This is a genomic window from Burkholderia sp. THE68, assembly GCF_009938265.1.
Lineage (GTDB): Bacteria > Pseudomonadota > Gammaproteobacteria > Burkholderiales > Burkholderiaceae > Caballeronia.
In genome coordinates this window covers 1,435,200-1,455,635 of record NZ_AP022315.1, presented here as the reverse complement: position 1 = coordinate 1,455,635, position 20,436 = coordinate 1,435,200, and the positions used below count along the sequence as shown (strand labels likewise).

Below are 20,436 nucleotides of genomic sequence, written 5' to 3'. Positions count from 1 at the left end.
TCCAAAGCTGTTTTGGGGCCGAAACCGCTACCCGATGCAAGCAGACTCAATGTCCGATATCGATCAGAAGCGCACCGAAGTCGTGATCGTCGCAAGCGCCTTCGGCGCGGACGCGATCCGGCGCGATGGCCACGCCGTATGGGCTGCCGCTGCGGCGCGCGCGGGCGCGGAGGGCTTCGAGGTGCGTCGCGAATTGTTCGCAAACGATGCCGATGCAGAGGCCGAAGCGCTTGCGCAACTGGGCGAGCGCATCCGCGCGCAGGGCTTGTGGGCCGTGTACTCGACGCCCGCCACGCTGTTCCGCGACGACGGCGCGCTCGATATCGACGCGCTTGCCCTCGCCATCGACGAAGCCGCGGCGCTCGGCGCGCGCATCGTGAAGTTGCAACTGGGTGGCGCCGAAAGCGGCGTCGCGACCGATCCGGCCACGCTCGATCGCCTGATGACGGCAATCGTCGCGTCGAAAGCGCGCGTCGTCGTGGAAAACGGGCAACTGAAGGCGGGTGGCACCATCGGTGCGTTCGACGCGCTCTTCGCCGCGCTGCCGGCCGGAAGCGGACTCGCGATGACCTTCGACACCGGCAACTGGCACTGGGCCGGACAGGACCCGCTCGACGCCGCCACGCGCCTCGCGCCGCATGTCGCCTATGTGCATTGCAAGGCGGTGATGGGCGAGGGCGCGCGCCGCTTCGCCGCCGCGCCTGCGAACGGCGACGCGCGTTTCGCGACGCTCCTCGCGCACTTGCCGGGCGACGTGCCGCGCGGCATCGAATATCCGTTCATTCCCGCCGCCGATGTCTCGCTCGACGCCGACGCCGCACGCCAGGTCGCGCGCATCTCGGCATTTTGAGCGGCATTTTGAATTAAGCATTTTGCATTCAGCATTCATCTGCAAAGGACCCGACATGCAAGCCAAGCCTGAAGCTCTCGACGTCGTCACCTACGGCGAAGCCATGACGATGTTCGTCGCGGCCGTCACCGGCGATCTCGCGAAGGCCGGTCAGTTCACCAAGCGCGTCGCGGGCGCGGACCTGAACGTCGCGATCGGCCTGTCGCGGCTCGGCTTCAAGGTGGGCTGGATGAGCCGTGTGGGCAACGACTCGTTCGGGCGCTACGTGCTCGACGTGCTCGCGGCCGAGGGCATCGACGCACGCCGCGTCACGATCGACGAGCGTTTTCCGACTGGCTTCCAGCTCAAGGGCAAGTGCGACGACGGCAGCGATCCGGCCGTCGAATACTTCCGCAAGGGTTCGGCCGCGAGTCACCTTTCACTCGACGATTACGCCGCCGACTACGTGCTCGGCGCGCGTCATCTGCATCTGACGGGTGTCGCGCCCGCCATTTCCGCGACTTCGCGCGAACTCGCGTTTCACATGGCCCGCGAAATGCGTGCGGCTGGCAAGACCATCTCGTTTGATCCGAACCTGCGCCCGACGCTCTGGCCGTCGCGCGAGGCGATGGCCGAGTCGCTCAACGCGCTCGCCGCGCTCGCCGACTGGGTGTTGCCGGGCGTGGCCGAGGGTCTGACGTTGACGGGCTACGCGAAGCCGGAAGACATCGCCGCGTTCTATCTCGACCGGGGCGCGAAGGGCGTCGTCGTGAAGCTGGGCGCGCACGGCGCGTACTTCCGCACGGCGGATGGCGATGCGGGCATCGTGCCGGGCGTGCCGGTCGTCGATGTCGTCGATACGGTCGGCGCGGGCGATGGCTTCGCAGTCGGCGTCGTCAGCGCGCTGCTCGAAGGGCGCGACGTGCGTCATGCGATCGCGCGCGGCAACCGCATCGGCGCGCTTGCGATTCAGGTGATCGGCGACAGCGAAGGACTGCCGACGCGCGCCGCGCTCGACCTGCTCGAAGCACAGGATTCCAACGACAAGACGGCCAAAGCCGCGTTCGATCTGGCCTGAAGCCAGCAACCGAAAGACTCAACCGAATTGCGTTCGGAGACAACCATGCAATCCACGACTCCCAAGCTTGCGGCGCGCCGCTGGTGGGCGATCATGCCGATCGTTTTCATCACGTACAGCCTCGCGTATCTCGACCGCGCCAACTACGGCTTCGCCGCAGCCGCGGGCATCAATCACGATCTCGGCATCAGCAAGGGCTTGTCGTCGCTGATCGGCGCGCTGTTCTTCCTCGGTTACTTCTTCTTCCAGATTCCCGGCGCGATCTATGCCGAGCGCCGCAGCGTGAAGAAGCTCGTGTTCTGGAGCCTGATTCTGTGGGGCGGGTGCGCGACGCTCACGGGCATGGTGAGCAACATTCCGTCGTTGATGGCGATCCGCTTCGTGCTCGGCGTCGTCGAGGCCGCGGTGATGCCGGCGATGCTCGTCTTCATCGCGAACTGGTTCACCAAATCCGAGCGATCGCGTGCCAATACGTTCCTGATTCTCGGCAATCCGGTGACGGTGCTGTGGATGTCGGTCGTTTCGGGTTATCTGGTGAATTCGTTCGGCTGGCGTCACATGTTCATCGCGGAAGGTTTGCCGGCGGTCGTGTGGGCGGTGATCTGGTGGTTCATCGTTAAGGACAAGCCCGCGCAGGTGACGTGGCTGACGGACCAGGAGAAGAACGATCTCGATGCGACCCTGCGCGCCGAACAGGCCGCGATCAAGCCGGTAAAGAACTATCGCGAGGCATTCAAGTCGCCGGCGGTGATCAAGCTGTGCGCGCAGTATTTCTGCTGGAGCATCGGCGTGTATGGTTTCGTGCTGTGGCTGCCGTCGATTCTGAAGAACGGCTCGACGCTCGGGATGGTCGAGACGGGCTGGTTGTCGGCGGTGCCGTATCTTGCCGCGACCATCGCGATGCTGCTGGCGTCGTGGGCGTCGGACAAGCTGCAGGCGCGCAAGGCATTCGTATGGCCGTTCCTGCTGATCGGCGCGATCGCGTTCGCGGGATCGTATCTGCTCGGCTCGACGAACTTCTGGGCTTCCTATACGCTGCTCGTCATTGCGGGGGCGGCGATGTATGCGCCGTATGGGCCGTTCTTCGCGATCGTGCCGGAGCTTTTGCCGAAGAATGTCGCGGGTGGGGCGATGGCGCTCATCAATAGCATGGGGGCGTTGGGGTCGTTCGTCGGGTCGTATTTTGTTGGCTATCTGAACGGGGCGACGGGGTCGCCGGCTGCCTCTTACGTGTTCATGAGTGTGGCGTTGTTGCTGGCTGTGTGGCTTACTTTGGCGGTTAGGCCGCAGGGTGCGGTGGGGGCTGGGGTGGTTGTGCGGTCTTGATTTTTTGTTTCTTCGCCGGATCCCGTAATCGTGTCGGTGTATTAGCGTTGCCCCTGTGCGGGGCGGCAGTCACTTTCTTTGCTGCTGCAAAGAAAGTAACCAAAGAAAGCAGCTCGAGCCGCCCGCGGTCACACGCAATTTGGCCACTATTCTCGTTGTTCGTGGACTCAGTAGCGAGTGCCCTCGTAGGCCTAACCGGGCTTGGACCGCGCACGGTCTGACGAGCTAGAACGTATAGCGTGCTGGTCCAGCACGAAAGAGTTCCGGCACAGCGCTACGCGCTGCCGTTGGGTACGCAAGGGAAACCGACGAAGCGCCGATGCAGCGAGATGGAGGTGTTAGCACAGAAGCACGAGCAGACCCGATTGACCGGTCGGCCGCGAAGCGGGCCGGAGCTATTTGGTGCTGAACCAGGCACGCACGCGGCGCGATGTGGCAGACCGTGCGCGGTCCAAGCCGGATGTGGCCTGTGAGGGCACTCGCTACAGACGCCACGAGCGAGGAGAAGGATACCCAAATTGCGTGTGACCGCGGGCGTCTCGAGCTGCTTTCTTTGGTTACTTTCTTTGCAGCAGCAAAGAAAGTGACTGCCGCCCCGCACAGGGGCAGTGCTAACCGACCGACACGAAATCTGGATTCCACGAAAGCCTAAGCAACCCGAAGCAATCCAAAAATGACCCACAAAATCGTAGCCTACAAAACCCTACCTTCCGACGTGGAAGCCTACCTACGCGACCATGCAGAAGTAGAGAACGTCGATCCCAGAGACGAAGCCGCCTTCATCAAAGCGTTGAAGCAAGCCAACGGAGCCATCGGCGCGAGCATAAAGATCACCCCCGCCATGATCGAAGGCGCAAAAGACCTGAAAGCGCTGTCGACGATCTCAGTAGGCTTCGACCAGTTCGACGTAGAGGACCTGACGCGCCGCGGCATCATCCTCACCCACACTCCCGACGTCCTAACCGAATCCACCGCCGACACCGTCTTCTCGCTGATCCTGGCCAGCGCACGCCGCGTCGTCGAACTTGCCGAATGGGTGAAGCAAGGCAACTGGAAGGCGAGCATCGGCGAGGCGCAATTCGGTGTCGATGTGCAAGGCAAGACGCTCGGCATCGTCGGGCTCGGACGCATCGGCGGGGCGGTCGCGCGCCGTGCGGCGCTCGGCTTTCGCATGAACGTGCTCTACACGAACCGCAGCGCGAACGAGCAGGCAGAAAAGGAATACGGCGCGAAACGCGTCGAACTCGATGAACTCCTCGCGCAATCCGACTTCGTGTGCCTGCAAGTGCCGCTGACGGCCGACACGCGCGGACTCATCGGCGCAAATGAACTGAAGAAGATGAAGCGAAGCGCGATCCTGATCAACGCATCGCGCGGACCGACCGTCGATGAACCCGCGCTCATCGAAGCGCTGAAGAACGGCACGATTCGCGGCGCCGGCCTCGACGTGTTCGAACAGGAACCGCTGCCCGCCGATTCGCCGCTGCTCGCGATGAACAACGTCGTCGCACTACCGCACATCGGCTCGGCCACGCACGAAACGCGTCACGCGATGGCGCGCAACGCCGCGGAAAACCTCGTCGGGGCACTGGACGGCACGCTCACGACAAACATCGTCAATCGCGAAGTCCTGAAGCGCTGAAAACGCGTGGTCGCGCGGGCATGCGCTAACATGCGCGATGCGAGGAGAACGATAATGACAGCATCGCGCAGCGCTCGAGAGCGAGGCGCGGGCCCACGACCACTATGTCCGACGATCCCACACTGACGAACCGCCCGGCCACATTCGGCGCGCGCCGCGCGACGATCACCGATGTCGCCCGCGAAGCCGGCACCGGCAAGACGAGCATCTCGCGCTATCTGAACGGCGAGATGAGCGTGCTGTCGCCCGACCTGCGCGAACGCATCGAAGCGGCCATCGCCAAGCTCGACTATCGGCCGAATCAGATGGCGCGCGGCCTCAAGCGCGGCCGCAACCGCCTGATCGGCATGCTGCTCGCCGATCTCACGAATCCGTATTCCGTCGAAGTGCTGCAAGGCGTCGAAGCCGCGTGCCACGCGCTCGGCTATATGCCGCTCATCTGCCACGCGGCCAACGAGATCGACATGGAACGGCGCTATCTTCAACTGCTTACGACCTATCGCGTCGAAGGCGTGATCGTCAACGCGCTCGGTGTGAAGGAAGAACTGCTGCAGGGCTTCGCGCAAGGCGGCATTCCGGTCGTGCTGGTGGATCGTTCGGTCGAAGGCTTCATCACCGATATGGTCGGGCTCGATAACCCCGCCGCCGTGCAACTCGCCACGCGTCATCTCGTCGCTGAAGGCTTCGACGAGCTGCTTTTCATCGTTCAGCCCGTCACGCATATCAGTTCGCGGCGCTTGCGCGAGGCCGCGTTTCGCGAGACCGTCGCGGCGCTCGACGCCAGCGGCTCGACGCTCGTGATCGATCTCGCCGATGCAGCCGCCGCACTCGCCGAACTCGACACGCGCGTCGCGGCGGCAAGAGCGAAGGGCAGGCGCGTCGCGCTTTTCGCGGCGAACGGGCCGGTTGCGCTGCGCGTCGCGGTGCATCTGAAGGAACGCCACGGTGTGGACTGGCAGGCGAGCGTCGCATTGATGTCGATCGACGATTCGGAATGGGCGCAGCTCGCCGGCATGACGACGGTGCGTCAGCCGACCTACGATATCGGCCGGCGCGCGGTCGAATTTCTCCACGAACGGCTCGGCGGCGCCGCGATGGCCGCGCGCGAATGCCTGCTGCCGGGCGAACTCGTCGTGCGCGCATCCACGACACGCGCGACTCAACCCGCATCACAAGGAATCTGAATGGTCAGTGTTTCGACGTTGCTGAGCCTTGCGCTCGCGACGCTCATCATTGCAGCGATGCCCATCGTGCTGTACAAGAAGCTGCGCCCGCGTTTTTCCATCATGCCGCGCGAGGCGATTCTCGGTATCGCCGTATTCGCGCTCTTCGCGATGGTCATCGAACGCGCGCTGCACGGCTTCATGCTGAGCAATCCCGCTACGTCGGTGTGGCTCAGGTATCCCGCGGTGTTCGTCGTCTATGGTGCGATCGCGGCCGGCTTGTGCGAAGAGGTCGGACGTTTTCTTGCGATGAAATGGCTCATCTCGCGTGAGCCGGGCGCGCTCGATCGTCATGGTCCTGGGCTCGGCTACGGCATCGGGCACGGCGGGGCGGAAGCGTGGATCGTCGGCGTGCTCGTGCAGGTGCAATGGATCGTCTATGCGGTGCTCGCGAATCGCGGCACGCTCGACACGCACTTCGAAAGCGCGCCGCTCGAAGCGCTCGCGCGCATTCATCTGGTGCTGATGACTTTGTCGCCCGTGTCGGCCGGCATCTTTCTCGTCGAGCGCGCGAGCGCGTTCGTGCTTCAGATCGGTTTTTCCGCGCTGATGTGGCAGATGCTGCGCGAGCGTTCGCGTCATGCGCTCGCATTTCTCGTCGCCGCGCATGCGCTCGTCGGCTTGCCCGCCGCGCTCTTCCAGGCGGGGCTCGTGCCGCTCATCGTCGCGGACGCCGTGTACCTCGTGCTCGGCGTGATCGTCGCGGTGGCGCTCGTGCGCTACTATCGGCGTGCCGCTGCGCAGGGCGCGTGAAGCGCATCAATCGAATATCGACATCGAATGGACGACTATCAATACGACTGCCCGAGCGCGGACATCGAGATGCTCGCGCGCGTGATCAGCGATCTCTTTCCCGAACAGACGCAGTTCGCCGAGCGGCGGGACGACGCGGGCCGCACGTCGCTAGCGATTCACTACGTGGCGATGCGCTTCGGTTCGACCGCGCGGCGCATCACCATCGACGTGCGCTTCGAACCTGCCGCGCTCGCGCGTTATCGTGCGCTGCCGCCGCGCCTGCACGCGCGCAGCTACGCGGTGCTGCGCGCGTATGTGGAAGCGACGCTAGGCTCGCTCGAAGAGACGTACGCGAACGGCGAGACCGTGCCGCGCGAAGTGGACATCGAGATGGGCGAGGACTTCGCCTGATGTTTTTTCAGATGATGCGGTAGACCTTCGCGAAGCGCGCGGCCTTCACGACGCCGTAGTCGCCCGGCGCGTATTGCATGACCCAGTCGCCCGCGTCGCCGGTGAGAATGTCGCCTGCCGCGGATCGCGCGATCGAGAAGGGCGCGTGCATCTCCTTCGCGAGCACGACGCTCGGCCGGTTGCGATAGGTGCCCGCTTCGCCGTGCGCGATGCCGCCTTCGGGCACGTACTTCGCATCGAAGCGCTCGCGCGACACGACCCAGCGCTCGCCGCCGCTGCCGGTGACGATCGCATCGCCGCTCGCGTAGCGGTTCGGCCCTTCGAGGCTCATCAACTCGCCCGCGACGGCGGTGAATTCGACGGCGACGGCTTCGTCCTTCACGACGCGGCGCGCGGCGGGATCAGCGGACAGATCGAGTTGGGACAGAGGGAGCATGGTGCGATTCGGTATGGCAGTGACGGTGCGGGATCGTAACGGCATTCGCGCCATTTTGCACCCGGCGGACGAAAAAAAGCCCGCATCGTGCGATGCGGGCTGTTCGGCCCTGCGCTCGTTCAGGGCTTCGTCGCCGAAGCGGCATCCGCCGCTGCGGCATGCGAGTGGCGATGCGCGCGATTCTGGCGCGACTTGCCATGCTCGTCGCGGAAGCTCGTATCGGCCAGCTTCTTCTGCTCAGGCGAAAGGCTCGCGTAAAGCGGCTCGAACGCTTCGACGAGACGCTTCGTGCCATCGGCGTTGGCTTGCGTGATCTGCTCGTATTGCTTCATGTCGTCGAGCGCGGACATGGTCTTGCGCTGCGCGATGCGCTGGCGATACAGATCGGCCATCGTGCGGCCGTTGTCGCGCATCACGTCGGCGAACTTCGACCACTGGTCTTCCTGCTGCGGCGTGATCTTGAGGCTCGAATGCAGTTCCGCGATACGCTCCTCGACGCGCGCCTCGCGCTTGCTGGCGGCCGGCGCGGATGCCGTGGCCTGCATGGCCGGCGCCGATGCCGCCGCGGGCGCCGACGATTGCGCGAATACCGGGCTCAATGCGCAGAATGCGGCCAATGCAACGAGTGTTCTTTTCATTCGGGTTACCTTCGATCGATATGGAAAGCGGCGTGCTTCGTAAGCTGCATGAAAAGGCAGCGCGATGGCACACCACCGGCGGATATTAGTATCACGATTGCATGCGGATTCGGCCGCATTGCCACAACTGCTTACATTCGATACGTCTCTGGAAAATTACGCAGTGGATACCTTGTTGAGCATGCGGGTCTTCGTCGCCATCGTGGAGGCGGGCAGCCTGAGCGCCGCCGCCGAGCGCTTCTCCATCTCCGCGCCGATGGCCGGCAAGCATCTGCAGGCGCTGGAGGCGCGGCTCGATGCGCGCCTCATCGTACGCACGACGCGCCGTCAGAGCCTGACCGAGATCGGCCGCGAATATTACGCGCGCTGCCGCCGCATTCTCGCGGAGGTCGATGCGGCCGATTCGCTCGCCGAATCCATGAGCGCGACGCCGCGTGGCGTATTGCGCGTGACGGTGCCGCTCACGTACGGCGTGCAGTTCGTCACACCCGCCGTGACCGAGTTTCTGGCGGCGTTCGCGCAGATCACGGTCGAACTCGATCTCACGAATCGCATGGTCGATATCGTCGAAGAAGGCTTCGATGCGGCCGTGCGTATCGGCACGCTCGCCGATTCGAGCTTCGTCGCGCGCCCGCTCAAACCGTATGCGATGACCGTGTGCGGAGCGCCCGCGTATCTCGCGCGCGTGGGCACGCCCGCGACGCCCGCCGATCTCGCGCGCCACGAGTGCCTCGGCTTCGTGCACCGGGGCCGCGAGGCGGGCTGGCGGCTCGAAGGCGAGGATGAGGCGATGCACGCGCACCGCACGCAGTCGTCGCGCTTTCGCACGAACAACGGTCAGGCGCTCAGAAAGGCCGCGCTCGCGGGTTTCGGTCTCGTGCTTCAGCCGCATGCGCTCGTCGAGGATGAACTGAAGAGCGGCGCGCTCGTCGCCGTGCTGCAGGACTTCCTGCCGAAGCCTTCGCCGGTGCATCTCGTCTATCCGCGCGACACGCGCGCGACACCCAAGCTCGCGAGCTTCGTCGATTTCATGGTGGCGAAGCTCGGCGTGTGATGGTGTCTCGGCCATAATGCAAAACACAAAACACCGGATGCCCGATGGCATTCAAAACGCATAACGCAAAACACAAAATGCCAAGGACGACGCTTACATGAGACCGCCGCGCCTGGATCAGCTCGACGACATCGATCGCAATCTGGTCGCGCTCCTGCAGATGGACGCGCGGGAGAGCGTCGCGAACCTCGCGCGGCAATTGGGCGTTGCGCGCACGACGGTGATCGCGCGCATCGCCCGGCTGGAAAAGAACAACGTGATCGCGGGCTACGGCGTGCGGCTCGGCCAGGACGTGCTCGATGCGAGCATACAGGCGTATGTCGGCATCAAGCTCACGCCGAAGTACGGCCGCGATCTGCAAAAGCGCTTCGCGCGCATGCCTGAGATTCAGTTGCTCTGCGCGGTGAGCGGCGAGTTCGATTACGTCGCCTGGCTGCGCGCCGATTCCCCCGACCGCCTGAACGATCTGCTCGACGAGATCGGCGCGCTGGAAGGCGTCGAGCGGACTACGACGTCGATCATCCTCGCGCGCAAGATCGACCGCGTCGGCTGAGGCGAACGATACGAATCGTCGCATATTATCGTCAAAATGACGAAAAACCTCGTCGAAGCGCATCATTTTGCGTCTGTGATCAATATTCACGCGCTCCTAAACTGTGTGAAGAAGCCCATTGGCCAAACTCGCCAAACTCACACAACAAGGAGATGAATATGAAAGTGGCCCTCGTCGGCGCCGGACTGATCGGTCAGAGCATTGCCCATTTGCTGCGTGAAACGGGGGATTTCGAAGTCGTCGCGTTCGATCGCGACGAGCACGCGCTCGCGCTGCTCGATGCGCAAGGCATCCCGACGCGCCGCGTCGATTCCGCCGATACGCCCGCGTTGCGCCAGGCGCTGATCGGCTTCGATGCGCTCGTCAACGCGCTGCCGTATTACCTCGCGATCAACGTCGCGTCGGCGGCGAAAGCGGCGGGCGTCCACTATTTCGATTTGACCGAAGACGTGCGCGCGACGCACGCGATCCGCGCCATCGCTGACGATTCCGAGCTCGCGTTCATGCCGCAATGCGGTCTTGCGCCGGGCTTCATCGGCATCGTCGCGCACGATCTGGCGAAGCGCCTCGACGACGTGCGCGAGGTGAAGATGCGCGTCGGCGCGCTGCCCGAGTTTCCGACCAACGCGCTGAAGTACAACCTGACGTGGAGCATCGACGGCCTCATCAACGAGTATTGCCAGCCGTGCGAGGCGATCCGCGAAGGCCGCACGCAGTGGGTGCAGCCGCTCGAAGGCGTCGAGCATTTTTCGCTCGACGGCATCGAGTATGAAGCGTTCAACACGTCCGGCGGCCTCGGCACCTTGTGCGAAACACTCGCGGGCAAGGTCGAGACGCTCGATTACAAGTCGGTGCGCTATCCCGGCCATCGCGACCTGATGAAGTTCCTGCTAGACGATCTGCGCATGTCCACCGATCGCGACGGCCTCAAGTCGATGCTCAAGCGCGCAGTGCCATCGACGGCGCAGGACGTCGTATTGATCTTCGTCACGGTGACGGGCATGCGCCGCGGGCAGCTCGTGCAGGACGTATTCACGCGCAAGATTTTCGCGAAGGACGTGTGCGGCGTGCCGATGAGCGCGATCCAGATCACGACCGCCGGCGCGATCTGCGCCGAGCTCGATCTGTTCCGCGAAGGCGTGCTGCCGCAAAGCGGCTTCGTGCGTCAGGAGCAGGTGCCGCTCGAAGCGTTCCTCAACAACCGTTTCGGCAAGCTGTACGAAGGCGCGAACGCGGTGGCGACGGCGCGGCAACTGGCGGCTGCTTAACGGATCAGGCGCGCGAGCAGTGCCTCGCGCGCGTCATCGTCGGCTTCGGTGTTGTCGAACATGACGAGCGTCTGCGCGAGCGCCGCGTCCGGCACGAAAAGCCGCTGACGATATTCCTCCCAGTGCGCGAGCTTGTACGCATCGTTCGGATCGCCGCGCGCGACGATGCGCTCGCGCGCCACATCCTCATCCCCGTGCACCCAGACGACGCGAACGGCCACATCATCGCCGATGCCGAGCCATGCGCGATCGAACAGGCGTGAGGCGCGCACTTCACGCGTCAGCGGCGCGACCACGGCGACGCTCACGCCGAGCGCAAGATTTTCCGCGGCGGTATCGATGAGACAACGGTATTCCGGATCGCGGAAATGCGCGATGAAGAGCGGACTGTCGCGGTCGTGCGGGTCGCCCGTGAGCGCGCCAATTGCCGCCGCGCTATACGCGCCGTAGAGCGTGTCCTTGTCGAGTAAGCAGAAAGGCTCGCCGGTCGCCTGAATGAGCGGTGCGAACAGCTGTTTGGCGAGCGTCGTCTTGCCGGTGCCCGCATGGCCGCAGAAGAAGATCAGATGCTTCACGCCTGATGGACCTCGATAAAAGATCATGCGTCTTTGCGTGCGCGCTGATAGCGGTTCATGAGCGGCGTCGCGGTGATGCCGTGCACGATGACCGAAGCCGCGATCGTCGCGACGACGAGCGGCGCGAGCGGCGCGGCCACGTCATGCGGCGCATGTTCCAGCGCGTACAGCAGATAGTAGAACGAGCCGACGCCGCGTATGCCGAACCAGCTCATCAGCCGCCTTTGCGGCCCCGCCGCGCGCGAACCGACGAGCGATGCCTCCACCGCCGCGGGCCGCAGCACGAAGAACAGCGCGACGATCAGCGCGCCGGCCTGCCAGGTGAAGAGATCGCGCCACATCGTCGCGAGCACGGCGCCGACGATCAGCATGATCGCGACTTCGGCGATGCGCTCCAGCTCGATCGTGAAACCGTGCACGCGCTCGGCCATGAAGGCGTGCGCGCGCTCGGGATCGGCCGCGGCGGCGCCGACATCGTCCGCATCGATCTTGCCGACCGCCTCGCGCGCGGACTTGCCGCCGCTGGTCTTCTGCTCGACACGACGCATCGACAGGCCGGCCGCGAACACCGCAAGAAACGCGTACGTGTGCAGCAACTCCGCGACGCCATAAGACAACGCGATCAGCCCGAGCGCATAGAAACCCTCCGGCCCGAGCGCTTGACCGTGGCGCGTGCGCAGATACGCGACGAGCCGCACCGACACCGCGCCGAGCAGCCAGCCGATCGCCAGCGCGCCCGCGATACCCCACACGGCCTGCAACGCGAAGTCCCAGTGCAGCGCCTCGCCCGGCGTCATCTCGAACCGGCATACCGCGATGCCCAGCAGCGCGAAGGGCAGCGCGATGCCGTCGTTCAGGCCGCCTTCGCCCGTCAGCGAAAAGCGCAGCATGTCGATGTCGCCGGGCGTTTCCACCTGCACGTCGTGCGCGAGGACGGGGTCGGTCGGGGCGAGCATCGCGGCGAGCAGCAGCGCCGGGCCCCAACTGAGCCCGAGCGCGTAGGCGGCGAAGAGCGTGAGCGCGGCGACGGTCAGCACCATCGCGACGAGGCCGAGGCGGACTGGCAGAAACCAGAGGCGGTCGGTGGGCGGCACGCGCAGTCTCAGGCCGATCGCGAACAGCGACACCAGCATCGCGACTTCGGTGATGCGGCGCAGGACGGTCGCATCGGTCGTGAGATCGAGCTTCAGCAGATTGGCCGCGCCGGGGCCCATCGCGACGCCGATCGCGAGATAGCACATCGCCGTGCTGATCGGCAGGCGCTTGAAGGTCGAACTGGCGAGGCCCATCAAAATGAGCAGGCCGCCGACGACGAGAAACCAGATCGTCTCGATCATGAATGCCTTTGTTTCGTGTACCGTTCATCGACAGCACGAGCCATGCCCGTGCCCGCTGGACGTGCGTCGGGCAGGGCGTCTGACCGCTCATCTGCATGCGCGTAAGATGCAATTCGGTTGCGGCATCTTCATTCGTCATCCGCTTCATTCGCACGGTCGGTTGCGTCGGCGGCGCATACGGCCGGGGGAGAACCAGCATGTCACAGCATTTCGATGCGGTGGTCATCGGCACGGGGCAGGGCGGCTCGCCGCTTGCCGTGCGGCTCGCGCAAAGCGGCAGGCGCACGGCGGTGATCGAGCGGCATCTGTTTGGCGGCACCTGCGTGAACGTCGGCTGCACGCCGACCAAGACCTATGTCGCGAGCGCGCGGGCTGCGCATGTCGCGCGCACGGCGGCGCAATACGGCGTGATGATCGGCGGCGATATCACCATCGACATGGCGCGCGTGAAGGCGCGCAAGGACGAGGTGATCGGCGGCTCGCGCACGGGTATCGAGAAGTGGCTGCGCGGCACGGAGAACCTCACCGTGTTCAAGGGGCACGGACGCTTCACGGGGCCGCATGCGCTATCGATCGAAGCGAGCGATGGCTCGACGCAGGACATCGACGCCGATCTCGTGTTCATCAACACGGGCACGCGCGCGGTGGTGCCGGAGGTCGACGGGCTCGGGCGCGTGCCGTATCTGACCAATTCGACGATCCTGGAACTGACCGAGGTGCCGGAGCATCTCGTGATTGTCGGGGCGAGTTATATCGCGCTCGAATTCGGGCAGATGTTCCGCCGCTTCGGCAGTCGCGTGACCTTGCTCGTGCGGGGCGATCGCATTCTGGCGCGTGAGGACGAGGACGTCGCGCGCGCGATGCAGGATGTCTTCGTGCGCGAGGGCATCGAGTTTCGCTTCGGGGCGCGGATCGAACGCGTGGAGCCGTCGGCGGGAGGCGTACGCATATCGAGCGGCGATGACACGATCGACGCATCGCATCTGCTGTTCGCGACGGGCCGCACGCCGAACACCGACGATCTGGGGCTGGAGCGTGCGGGCATCGCGGTGAACCGGCACGGCATGATCGATGTGGACGGGCAGTTGCGCACTCGCGTCGAAGGCGTCTATGCGCTCGGCGATGTCAACGGGCGCGGGGCGTTTACGCATACGTCGTGGAACGATTACGAGATCATCGCTTCGAATCTGCTCGATGGGGAATCGCGCAGCGCCGATACGCGCATCATGGCTTATGCGGTGTTTGTCGATCCGCCGTTTGCGCGGGTGGGCATGAGCGAGGAGGAGGTGCGCAAGGATGGACGCGATGCGCTCATCGCAACGATGCCGATGACCCGCGTGGGGCGCGCGCGGGAGCGCGGGGAGACGGATGGGTTCATGAAGGCGCTCGTCGATGCGCAATCGAAGCGGTTTTTAGGTGCGGCGATTTATGGCATCGAAGGGGATGAGGTGATTCATACTTTCATCGATATCATGAATGCGGATGCGCCGTTTTCTACGCTGCAGCGGGCTATGCATATTCATCCTACGGTGAGTGAGTTGATTCCGACCTTGCTTGAGGGATTGAGGCCGTTGAGGTGAGTTTGTTGTTGTTGGTTTGTTGTTGTCGCCGGATCCCGTGATCGTGTCGGTGTATTAGCACTGCCCCTGTGCGGGGCGGCAGTCACTTTCTTTGCTGCTGCAAAGAAAGTAACCAAAGAAAGCAGCTCGACACGCCCGCGGTCACACGCAATTTGGGTGTTCTTCTCGTTGTTCGTGGCCTCTGTAGCGAGTGCCCTCGTAGGCCACATCGGGCTTGGACCGCGCACGGTCTGACGAGCTAGGACTTTTAGCGCTTTGGTTCAGCACGAAAGAGTTCCGGCACAGCGCTGCGCGCTGCCGTGGGGTATGCAAGGGAAACCAACGAGAAAGTAGAAACGCAGAAGCACACGCAGACCCGATTGACCCATCGGCCGCGAAGCGGGCCGGAGCCAATTCGTGCTGAACCAGCCACGCACGTGGTGCGATGTGACAGACCGTGCGCGGTCCAAGCCCGAGGTGGCCTGTGAGGGCACTCGCTACAAAGGCCACGAGCGAGGAGAAGGATACCCAAATTGCGTGTGACCGCGGGCGTGTCGGGCTGCTTTCTTTGGTTACTTTCTTTGCAGCAGCAAAGAAAGTGACTGCCGCCCCGCACAGGGGCAGTGCTAATAAACCGACACGAAATCAGGATTCTACGTAAACCTAATCAACCCAAAATCCCAACACAAAAAACATCAAGCCTCCACCGGCGGCTTAGCCGGTTCCTCCTTCACCCCATGCGCCCCCCGCGTCTCCGGCATCGCTAGCCACACCATCAACACCGCAAGTGCCCCCGCCCCGGCGAGGCCGAAAAAGCTCATCGCAGTGCCAAAGCGATCCGCGGCAAACCCAGCCGCCGCTGTGGAAAGCGTAGCCCCCACCCCCGCAGCAAGTCCAAAAAATCCGATCGTCAGGTTGTAATGCCCACGGCCGCCCGCGACATCCGCCGCGATGAGCGGCAGCATCACACCGAACACCGCCGCGCTGATGCCATCGAGCATCTGAACCGGCACGAGCAGGTAAGGGCTGCTCACGCCCGCAAAAAGAATCGCCCGTACCGGCAGCGCACAAAAGCCGAGGATCAGCACCGGCCTGCGCCCCCATTTCTGCGCCTGCCGTCCGACCCACGGCGACATCGCCGCAACGATGAACTGCGGCACGATGATGCACGCCGCAATCACGAGTTGAACGTTGTCGCCCATGTGCGCAGTGACTTCGCCCGCGGCGAGATTGAGCATCGCCGCATTCGAGAGATGAAAGAGCACCACGCACGCCGCAAAGATCAGAAGCCGTCTGTCCTTCAGCAACTCGCGCAAGGATTCGCGCTCTTCACCTTCGGGCGTCAACTTCGGCTTGCCCGGCGGCGCGCGCGGCACCACGGGCGCCAGATCGTAATGAATCATGCGCAGCGCGACGATCGCCGGCAACGCAAGCGCGGCCGTCAGAAAGAACACCGAGCGCAGCGACAGATACTCGCCGAACGCACCCATCAACGCCGCCGTCAAAGCGCTGCCGATCGACGCCCAGCGCGCATTGCGGCCGAGCCGGTCGCCGAGATCCGCGCGTGAGACGAGGGCGAGCGAGATGGCCGCCATCGCAGGGACGAGCATGCAGCTCGCGAAGCCATGCAGCACTTCGGCGGCGAACACCGGGACGAACGTCGGGCTCGCGGCGAGCAGGAGCGCGCTCACGATGATCGCGATGATCGCGGAGAGCGCGGCGAACTTCTTGTTGCGCATCGCGTCGACGAGCGCGCCTGCCGGCAACTGGCTCGCCATCGCGCTGATCGTGCCGACGGAAAGCATCAGGCCGATCTCGCCCTGCGTCCACTTGTTGGCCGCGAGGTACGAAGCAATGAAAGGGCCGAAGCCGGTCTGCACGTTGGCGACAAAGAAATTCAGCCAGTCGAGCGCGCGCAGACTGCGTGCAATTACCATGTTGTGAATCGGTTCTCGATCTCGTTATCCGTTATCTGGCCGGGCGCGCACCCGAAGCCGGCGCCTGCGCCGACACGGAGCCGGACGTTGCCGACACTGCCGAAGCTGCCGGCGCCGATGCGGCGCTCGCGGTCGAAGCCGGCGCGGGGGCGGGCACGATCGGCGACACGATCTTGATCGGCTGCTCGGGCGCGTAGGTCGGCGCGGCCTTGAGTTGCGCGTCGTTGAAATCCATCTGCAGTTGCCATTGTTTGTTGCGCGAGAGCACGTGCAGGTCGCCCCAGTTCGCGGCCACATGCCGCTTGTCGCCCGCGAGCGAGCTGGACAGATCGAGCACGAGCGCCTGCGGCTGAGCCTGCGAGTCGACGAGCACGTCCACCACGCGCCCGATACGCGCGCCGCTCTTTTGCGTCACCGTCGAATCGACGAGTTGCAGCAGGCTCGCCGGCGCCTCGGCGACCGGTTGAGGCTTCGGCGCCGGTTCCGCCGGCTTGCCCTTGGCGGCCGGCGCGGGCGGCACGAAGGTGATCGGCGCGGTCTTCGAATTCGGCGTGAAGCGGAAGGCCGACCACGGGAAGTTCACCTTGCGGTCGCCGACGCCGAGGAAGCCCGACAGATTCACCATCATGAGCTTCGGCTTTGCGCCGGCATCGACGTACATGTCCACCGCGCGGCCGACGACCTTGCCGTCGGCGCGCTGCACCTCGGCGTCGAGCAGGCCGTGCAGTTGCTCGTGCTGCATGATGCGCGTGGAGATGATCTGCGGCGGAGGCGGCGGTTCCGGCGGCTCGGGCGGCGGGGCGACAGCAGGCTCCGGCGGTTTCGGCCTGACGACACGGCGCTTCGGCTTCGGCGCGGGCGCGGGCTTCACGGCGGAAGCCGGTTCCGGGGCCTGCACGGCGGGCAAGGGCTCTTCGGGCTCGCCGGAGCCAGTCTCTTCGGGCGCCGGGATATAGGAATGCTCGACGATCGGCGCGGGCGTCTGCTGAGGCATCAGGCCGCAAGCGGAGAGCGCCAACGCGGCGGCGATCGACAGGCTCGTGGTCGGACGCAGCGCGCGCAACCCGCGTCCGATCGCGATGATCAGTGCCGCCGTACGCAGAATCAGGCGTGCGGCGGCATCGACGACGTCACCCCGATGCGAGAAACCGCCTGTCATCGCAAAAGCTCCATGGTTCCGGGTCACCTGCTTGTCTGGTTCGTTATTGGATCGGTGCTGGTCAGAACGCTTCGACGCAGATGGGGCGTCGTTCGTTCAGCGGATTGCATCATGCATGCAAAGAACATCGCGTCGAGCGGACGGCTTCATGCCTTCGAAAGTCGCGCGGCCGTGTCGGGTGCGCCCATCTTCTCGGCGGCGTCACGCGCGGAAAAACCGCCGGCGTCGCGCGCATCGGCATTCGCGCCGCGCGCGATCAGCAAGTCGACGATCTCCACGCGATTGAACATCGCCGCGATCATCAGCGCGGTGCGGCCGTCGGGCGATGCGCCTTCGACATCCGCGCCATGATCCAGCAGCGTTTCGATCACGTCGGCGAAGCCCTTGAACGCGGCGCCCGCGATCGGCGTCTGACCGTTGTCGTTGCGCAGATTCGGGTCCGCCTTGTGCCCGAGCAGCACGCGCACGGCTTCGGCGTGGCCGTGATAGCTCGCGAGCATCACGAGGCTGTCGCCCTTGTCGTTGCGCAGGTTGGGCGGCACGCCCTTGCTCAGGAGCGCATCGAGCATCGCGGCATCGCCACGGCGCGCGACATCGAACACTTCGCTCGCGAACGCGATCATGTCGTCGTCGGGGCCATCGTTCGAATGCGGCGTGGGGCTGCGTTTCGGGTCGTGCTGCATGATTCACTCCATGTCGATCGCGCCGCGTGCGCGGTTCTCGGTTCGTCGGGATGGATTCGGCGCGCTCGGCGTCATGTCGCGCTGGCATTTTGCATGCGTTTCCAATGCATTCAAACTGGCATTCGGTATGAAATGCACATGCATGCAAAATGCAAACGCAGACGCGGGATCAACCGGGAGCATACACAGGTTTGCTCGCGGAACGCGCTTTCCGCGCGGCGATGCAGCACGAAACGCGCCAACCCGGCGAGCTTTCGCATTCGGGCGAACGTGGAGCTTGACGCTTCGTCGCGTGGACCATTAGGCTCGATGCGACTTTCGCTCCCTTGGCGCGCACGCGCATCGAACGCATATGACTTCCGCTTCATCCGGCTCCGGCGACACCCAGCATCCCGACCCTTCCGTGCGCCGCCGCGCACCCGCCGCCGAGCGCAATCGCGATGCGATTCTATCGGTCCTCGCGCGCGTTTTACCGTCAAGCGGCGTCGTGCTGGAGATCGCGAGCGGCACCGGGCAGCACGCCGCACATTGTGCCGCGGCGCTGCCGGGCATCGTTTGGCAGCCGAGCGATCCCGACGCGAACGCGCGCGCTTCCATTGCCGCATGGCGCGCTCACTCGGCTCTCGCGAACCTGAACGCGCCGCTCGCGCTGGATGTGCTCGATGACGACTGGGGCATCGCGAACGCGGCGGCCATCGTGTGCATCAACATGATTCACATCGCGCCCTGGGAAGCTGCCGAGGCACTGTTTCGCGGCGCGCGCGCGCGCCTGAGCGCGGGGGGCGTACTTTACCTGTATGGGCCTTACCGGCGCAACGGCGCCCACACCGCGCCGAGCAACGAAGCCTTCGATGAGCAGTTGCGCGCGAACGATCCGCGCTGGGGCGTGCGCGACATGGAGGCAGTCGAGAAACTGGGCGAAAAGGCCGGCTTCACGCTGGTGGAGACAGTCGCGATGCCGGCCAATAACTTCAGCGTAGTGTTCGAGAAGCGCGCATAGCTAAGCTTCGCTCGGACGCGCCGCGAACATCCCGCGCCAGGGCACCGTCGCCATCAGCGAGGCCGCGACGATCATCCCGCCGCCGATCCAGCCCGCCATCGACACATGCTCGCCGAGCCACACGCTCGCGAAGAGCGCGCCGAACGCGGGCTCGCTGCCCATCAACAGAGAGACGCGCGTCGGACTGCTGCGGCCGATCGCGTAGTTCTGCGCGAAGAATGCGAACAGCGTGCACGCGCACACGAGATACAGCACCGAGCCCCAGAACATGCCGTGACCGGCGAGCGCGGGCAACGCCTGCCATTGCGACGGCGCGAAGAGCAAGGCGATCGCCGCGCTTCCCGAAGCGACGACGCCCGCCTGCACGGCCGTCACGGTGAGCGCGGGCAAGGGCGCCGCGCGCAGCACGCGCTTGGTCACGCAAACTGCCAGCGCGCGCAGCACGGCGGCGGCGAGGATCAGCCAATCGCCGGGATTGAAGTCGAAGGACAACGCGCCGTCGCCCGCGAGCAGCCACGCGCCCGCGAACGATACGCCGACCGCGAGCCACTCCGCCGCGCCGGGACGCCGCCGAAGCAGCGCCCACTCGACGAGCGGCGTCAACACGACGCACAGGCTGATCAGAAACGCGGCGTTCGCGGCGCGCGTGTGCAGCACGCCGAAGGTCTCGGCGAGAAAGATCGACAGCAGCAGAAGGCCGAGGACGAGCACGCCGCGCAGGGTCGCCGCGCTCGCGTGCCGCAGATGCCGCAAGTGCACGGCAAGCAGACAGAACGTGATCCCGAAGCGCAGCGCGAGCAGCGCCAGCACGGGATAGAACACGAGCGCGCTCTTGACGATGCCGTAACTGCTGCCCCACACCATCGCGACGGCGAACAGCAGCAGATCGGATAGCGGAAGCAGGCGTCGGGCGGGTGGATCGATGATCATGCGGCGACTCCGATGAAGGGAGCGATCATTGTCCAATCATGCAGTCGAGGTGATAATCGGGTT

Annotated in this window: 20 protein-coding genes; 12 read left to right on the top strand and 8 right to left on the bottom strand. The window is 64.8% G+C overall.

Annotated features, from left to right (window positions below):
- Positions 1 to 49 precede the first annotated feature (49 nt).
- From BTHE68_RS06920 to BTHE68_RS06890, 7 genes are all read left to right on the top strand, one after another.
- Positions 50 to 850 (top strand): sugar phosphate isomerase/epimerase family protein, encoded by an 801-nt coding sequence (locus tag BTHE68_RS06920; protein ID WP_232077859.1) that lies wholly within the window; start codon positions 50 to 52, stop codon positions 848 to 850.
- Positions 851 to 905: 55 nt separating this feature from the next.
- Positions 906 to 1,907 carry a sugar kinase gene (locus BTHE68_RS06915; RefSeq protein ID WP_162065709.1) on the top strand — a complete coding sequence of 334 codons (1,002 nt, stop codon included), beginning with the start codon at positions 906 to 908 and terminating at the stop codon, positions 1,905 to 1,907.
- 45 nt (positions 1,908 to 1,952) lie between these two features.
- Positions 1,953 to 3,233, top strand: coding sequence for an MFS transporter (locus BTHE68_RS06910; protein WP_162065708.1), 1,281 nt, complete (start codon positions 1,953 to 1,955; stop codon positions 3,231 to 3,233).
- A gap of 673 nt (positions 3,234 to 3,906) precedes the next feature.
- Positions 3,907 to 4,875 (top strand): 2-hydroxyacid dehydrogenase, encoded by a 969-nt coding sequence (locus BTHE68_RS06905; RefSeq protein WP_162065707.1) that lies wholly within the window; start codon positions 3,907 to 3,909, stop codon positions 4,873 to 4,875.
- Positions 4,876 to 4,979: 104 nt separating this feature from the next.
- Positions 4,980 to 6,059 carry a LacI family DNA-binding transcriptional regulator gene (locus BTHE68_RS06900; RefSeq protein ID WP_162065706.1) on the top strand — a complete coding sequence of 360 codons (1,080 nt, stop codon included), beginning with the start codon at positions 4,980 to 4,982 and terminating at the stop codon, positions 6,057 to 6,059.
- Positions 6,060 to 6,851: a YhfC family glutamic-type intramembrane protease gene (locus BTHE68_RS06895; protein ID WP_162065705.1), complete on the top strand. Its 792-nt coding sequence runs from the start codon at positions 6,060 to 6,062 to the stop codon at positions 6,849 to 6,851.
- Positions 6,852 to 6,878: 27 nt separating this feature from the next.
- Positions 6,879 to 7,244, top strand: coding sequence for a DUF3022 domain-containing protein (locus BTHE68_RS06890; RefSeq protein WP_162065704.1), 366 nt, complete (start codon positions 6,879 to 6,881; stop codon positions 7,242 to 7,244).
- A 7-nt stretch (positions 7,245 to 7,251) separates the two neighbouring features.
- On the opposite strand, the gene BTHE68_RS06885 is transcribed toward BTHE68_RS06890, so the two are convergent.
- Complete coding sequence (locus BTHE68_RS06885; RefSeq protein ID WP_162065703.1) at positions 7,252 to 7,680, bottom strand: PGDYG domain-containing protein; 429 nt, start codon at positions 7,678 to 7,680, stop codon at positions 7,252 to 7,254.
- A 119-nt stretch (positions 7,681 to 7,799) separates the two neighbouring features.
- Complete coding sequence (locus BTHE68_RS06880; RefSeq protein ID WP_162065702.1) at positions 7,800 to 8,318, bottom strand: Spy/CpxP family protein refolding chaperone; 519 nt, start codon at positions 8,316 to 8,318, stop codon at positions 7,800 to 7,802.
- A 163-nt stretch (positions 8,319 to 8,481) separates the two neighbouring features.
- Here BTHE68_RS06880 and BTHE68_RS06875 point away from each other — a divergent pair, with 163 nt between their 5' ends.
- The 3 genes from BTHE68_RS06875 (at position 8,482) to BTHE68_RS06865 (ending at position 11,193) form a co-directional block, all read left to right on the top strand.
- A complete protein-coding gene (locus BTHE68_RS06875) occupies positions 8,482 to 9,372 on the top strand; it encodes a LysR family transcriptional regulator (protein WP_162065701.1) in 891 nt (296 codons plus the stop codon).
- 97 nt (positions 9,373 to 9,469) lie between these two features.
- Positions 9,470 to 9,925 carry an Lrp/AsnC family transcriptional regulator gene (locus BTHE68_RS06870; protein ID WP_162065700.1) on the top strand — a complete coding sequence of 152 codons (456 nt, stop codon included), beginning with the start codon at positions 9,470 to 9,472 and terminating at the stop codon, positions 9,923 to 9,925.
- 158 nt (positions 9,926 to 10,083) lie between these two features.
- Complete coding sequence (locus BTHE68_RS06865; RefSeq protein WP_162065699.1) at positions 10,084 to 11,193, top strand: saccharopine dehydrogenase family protein; 1,110 nt, start codon at positions 10,084 to 10,086, stop codon at positions 11,191 to 11,193.
- On the opposite strand, the gene BTHE68_RS06860 is transcribed toward BTHE68_RS06865, so the two are convergent.
- Together BTHE68_RS06860 and BTHE68_RS06855 are read right to left on the bottom strand one after the other, a co-directional pair.
- The gene (locus tag BTHE68_RS06860) at positions 11,190 to 11,795 is read right to left on the bottom strand and encodes a P-loop nucleotide/nucleoside kinase family protein (protein ID WP_502710550.1); all 606 of its coding nucleotides are present in this window, start codon (positions 11,793 to 11,795) and stop codon (positions 11,190 to 11,192) included. The two genes, BTHE68_RS06865 and BTHE68_RS06860, sit on opposite strands and share 4 nt — an antisense overlap.
- Positions 11,792 to 13,105 (bottom strand): cation:proton antiporter, encoded by a 1,314-nt coding sequence (locus tag BTHE68_RS06855; protein ID WP_162065698.1) that lies wholly within the window; start codon positions 13,103 to 13,105, stop codon positions 11,792 to 11,794. Before BTHE68_RS06855 ends, BTHE68_RS06860 begins: the two co-directional genes overlap by 4 nt.
- A 197-nt stretch (positions 13,106 to 13,302) precedes the next feature.
- On the opposite strand from BTHE68_RS06855, the gene BTHE68_RS06850 reads away from it, so the two are divergent.
- Positions 13,303 to 14,685 (top strand): FAD-containing oxidoreductase, encoded by a 1,383-nt coding sequence (locus BTHE68_RS06850; RefSeq protein ID WP_162065697.1) that lies wholly within the window; start codon positions 13,303 to 13,305, stop codon positions 14,683 to 14,685.
- Positions 14,686 to 15,359: 674 nt separating this feature from the next.
- Here the strand turns inward: BTHE68_RS06850 and BTHE68_RS06845 are convergent.
- The 3 genes from BTHE68_RS06845 to BTHE68_RS06835 all read right to left on the bottom strand — a co-directional run bounded on the left by BTHE68_RS06845 (position 15,360) and on the right by BTHE68_RS06835 (position 18,443).
- Entirely contained in the window at positions 15,360 to 16,601 is a 1,242-nt protein-coding gene (locus BTHE68_RS06845; protein WP_162065696.1) for an MFS transporter, read from the bottom strand.
- Positions 16,602 to 16,632: 31 nt separating this feature from the next.
- The gene (locus BTHE68_RS06840) at positions 16,633 to 17,760 is read right to left on the bottom strand and encodes a PRC-barrel domain-containing protein (RefSeq protein ID WP_232077858.1); all 1,128 of its coding nucleotides are present in this window, start codon (positions 17,758 to 17,760) and stop codon (positions 16,633 to 16,635) included.
- Between the two features lie 146 nt (positions 17,761 to 17,906).
- Positions 17,907 to 18,443: an ankyrin repeat domain-containing protein gene (locus BTHE68_RS06835; protein WP_162065695.1), complete on the bottom strand. Its 537-nt coding sequence runs from the start codon at positions 18,441 to 18,443 to the stop codon at positions 17,907 to 17,909.
- 352 nt (positions 18,444 to 18,795) lie between these two features.
- Here BTHE68_RS06835 and BTHE68_RS06830 point away from each other — a divergent pair, with 352 nt between their 5' ends.
- A complete protein-coding gene (locus BTHE68_RS06830; RefSeq protein ID WP_162065694.1) occupies positions 18,796 to 19,443 on the top strand; it encodes a DUF938 domain-containing protein in 648 nt (215 codons plus the stop codon).
- On the opposite strand, the gene BTHE68_RS06825 is transcribed toward BTHE68_RS06830, so the two are convergent.
- Positions 19,444 to 20,373, bottom strand: a complete 930-nt coding sequence (locus BTHE68_RS06825; RefSeq protein ID WP_162065693.1) for a DMT family transporter — start codon at positions 20,371 to 20,373, stop codon at positions 19,444 to 19,446.
- Positions 20,374 to 20,436 lie beyond the last annotated feature (63 nt).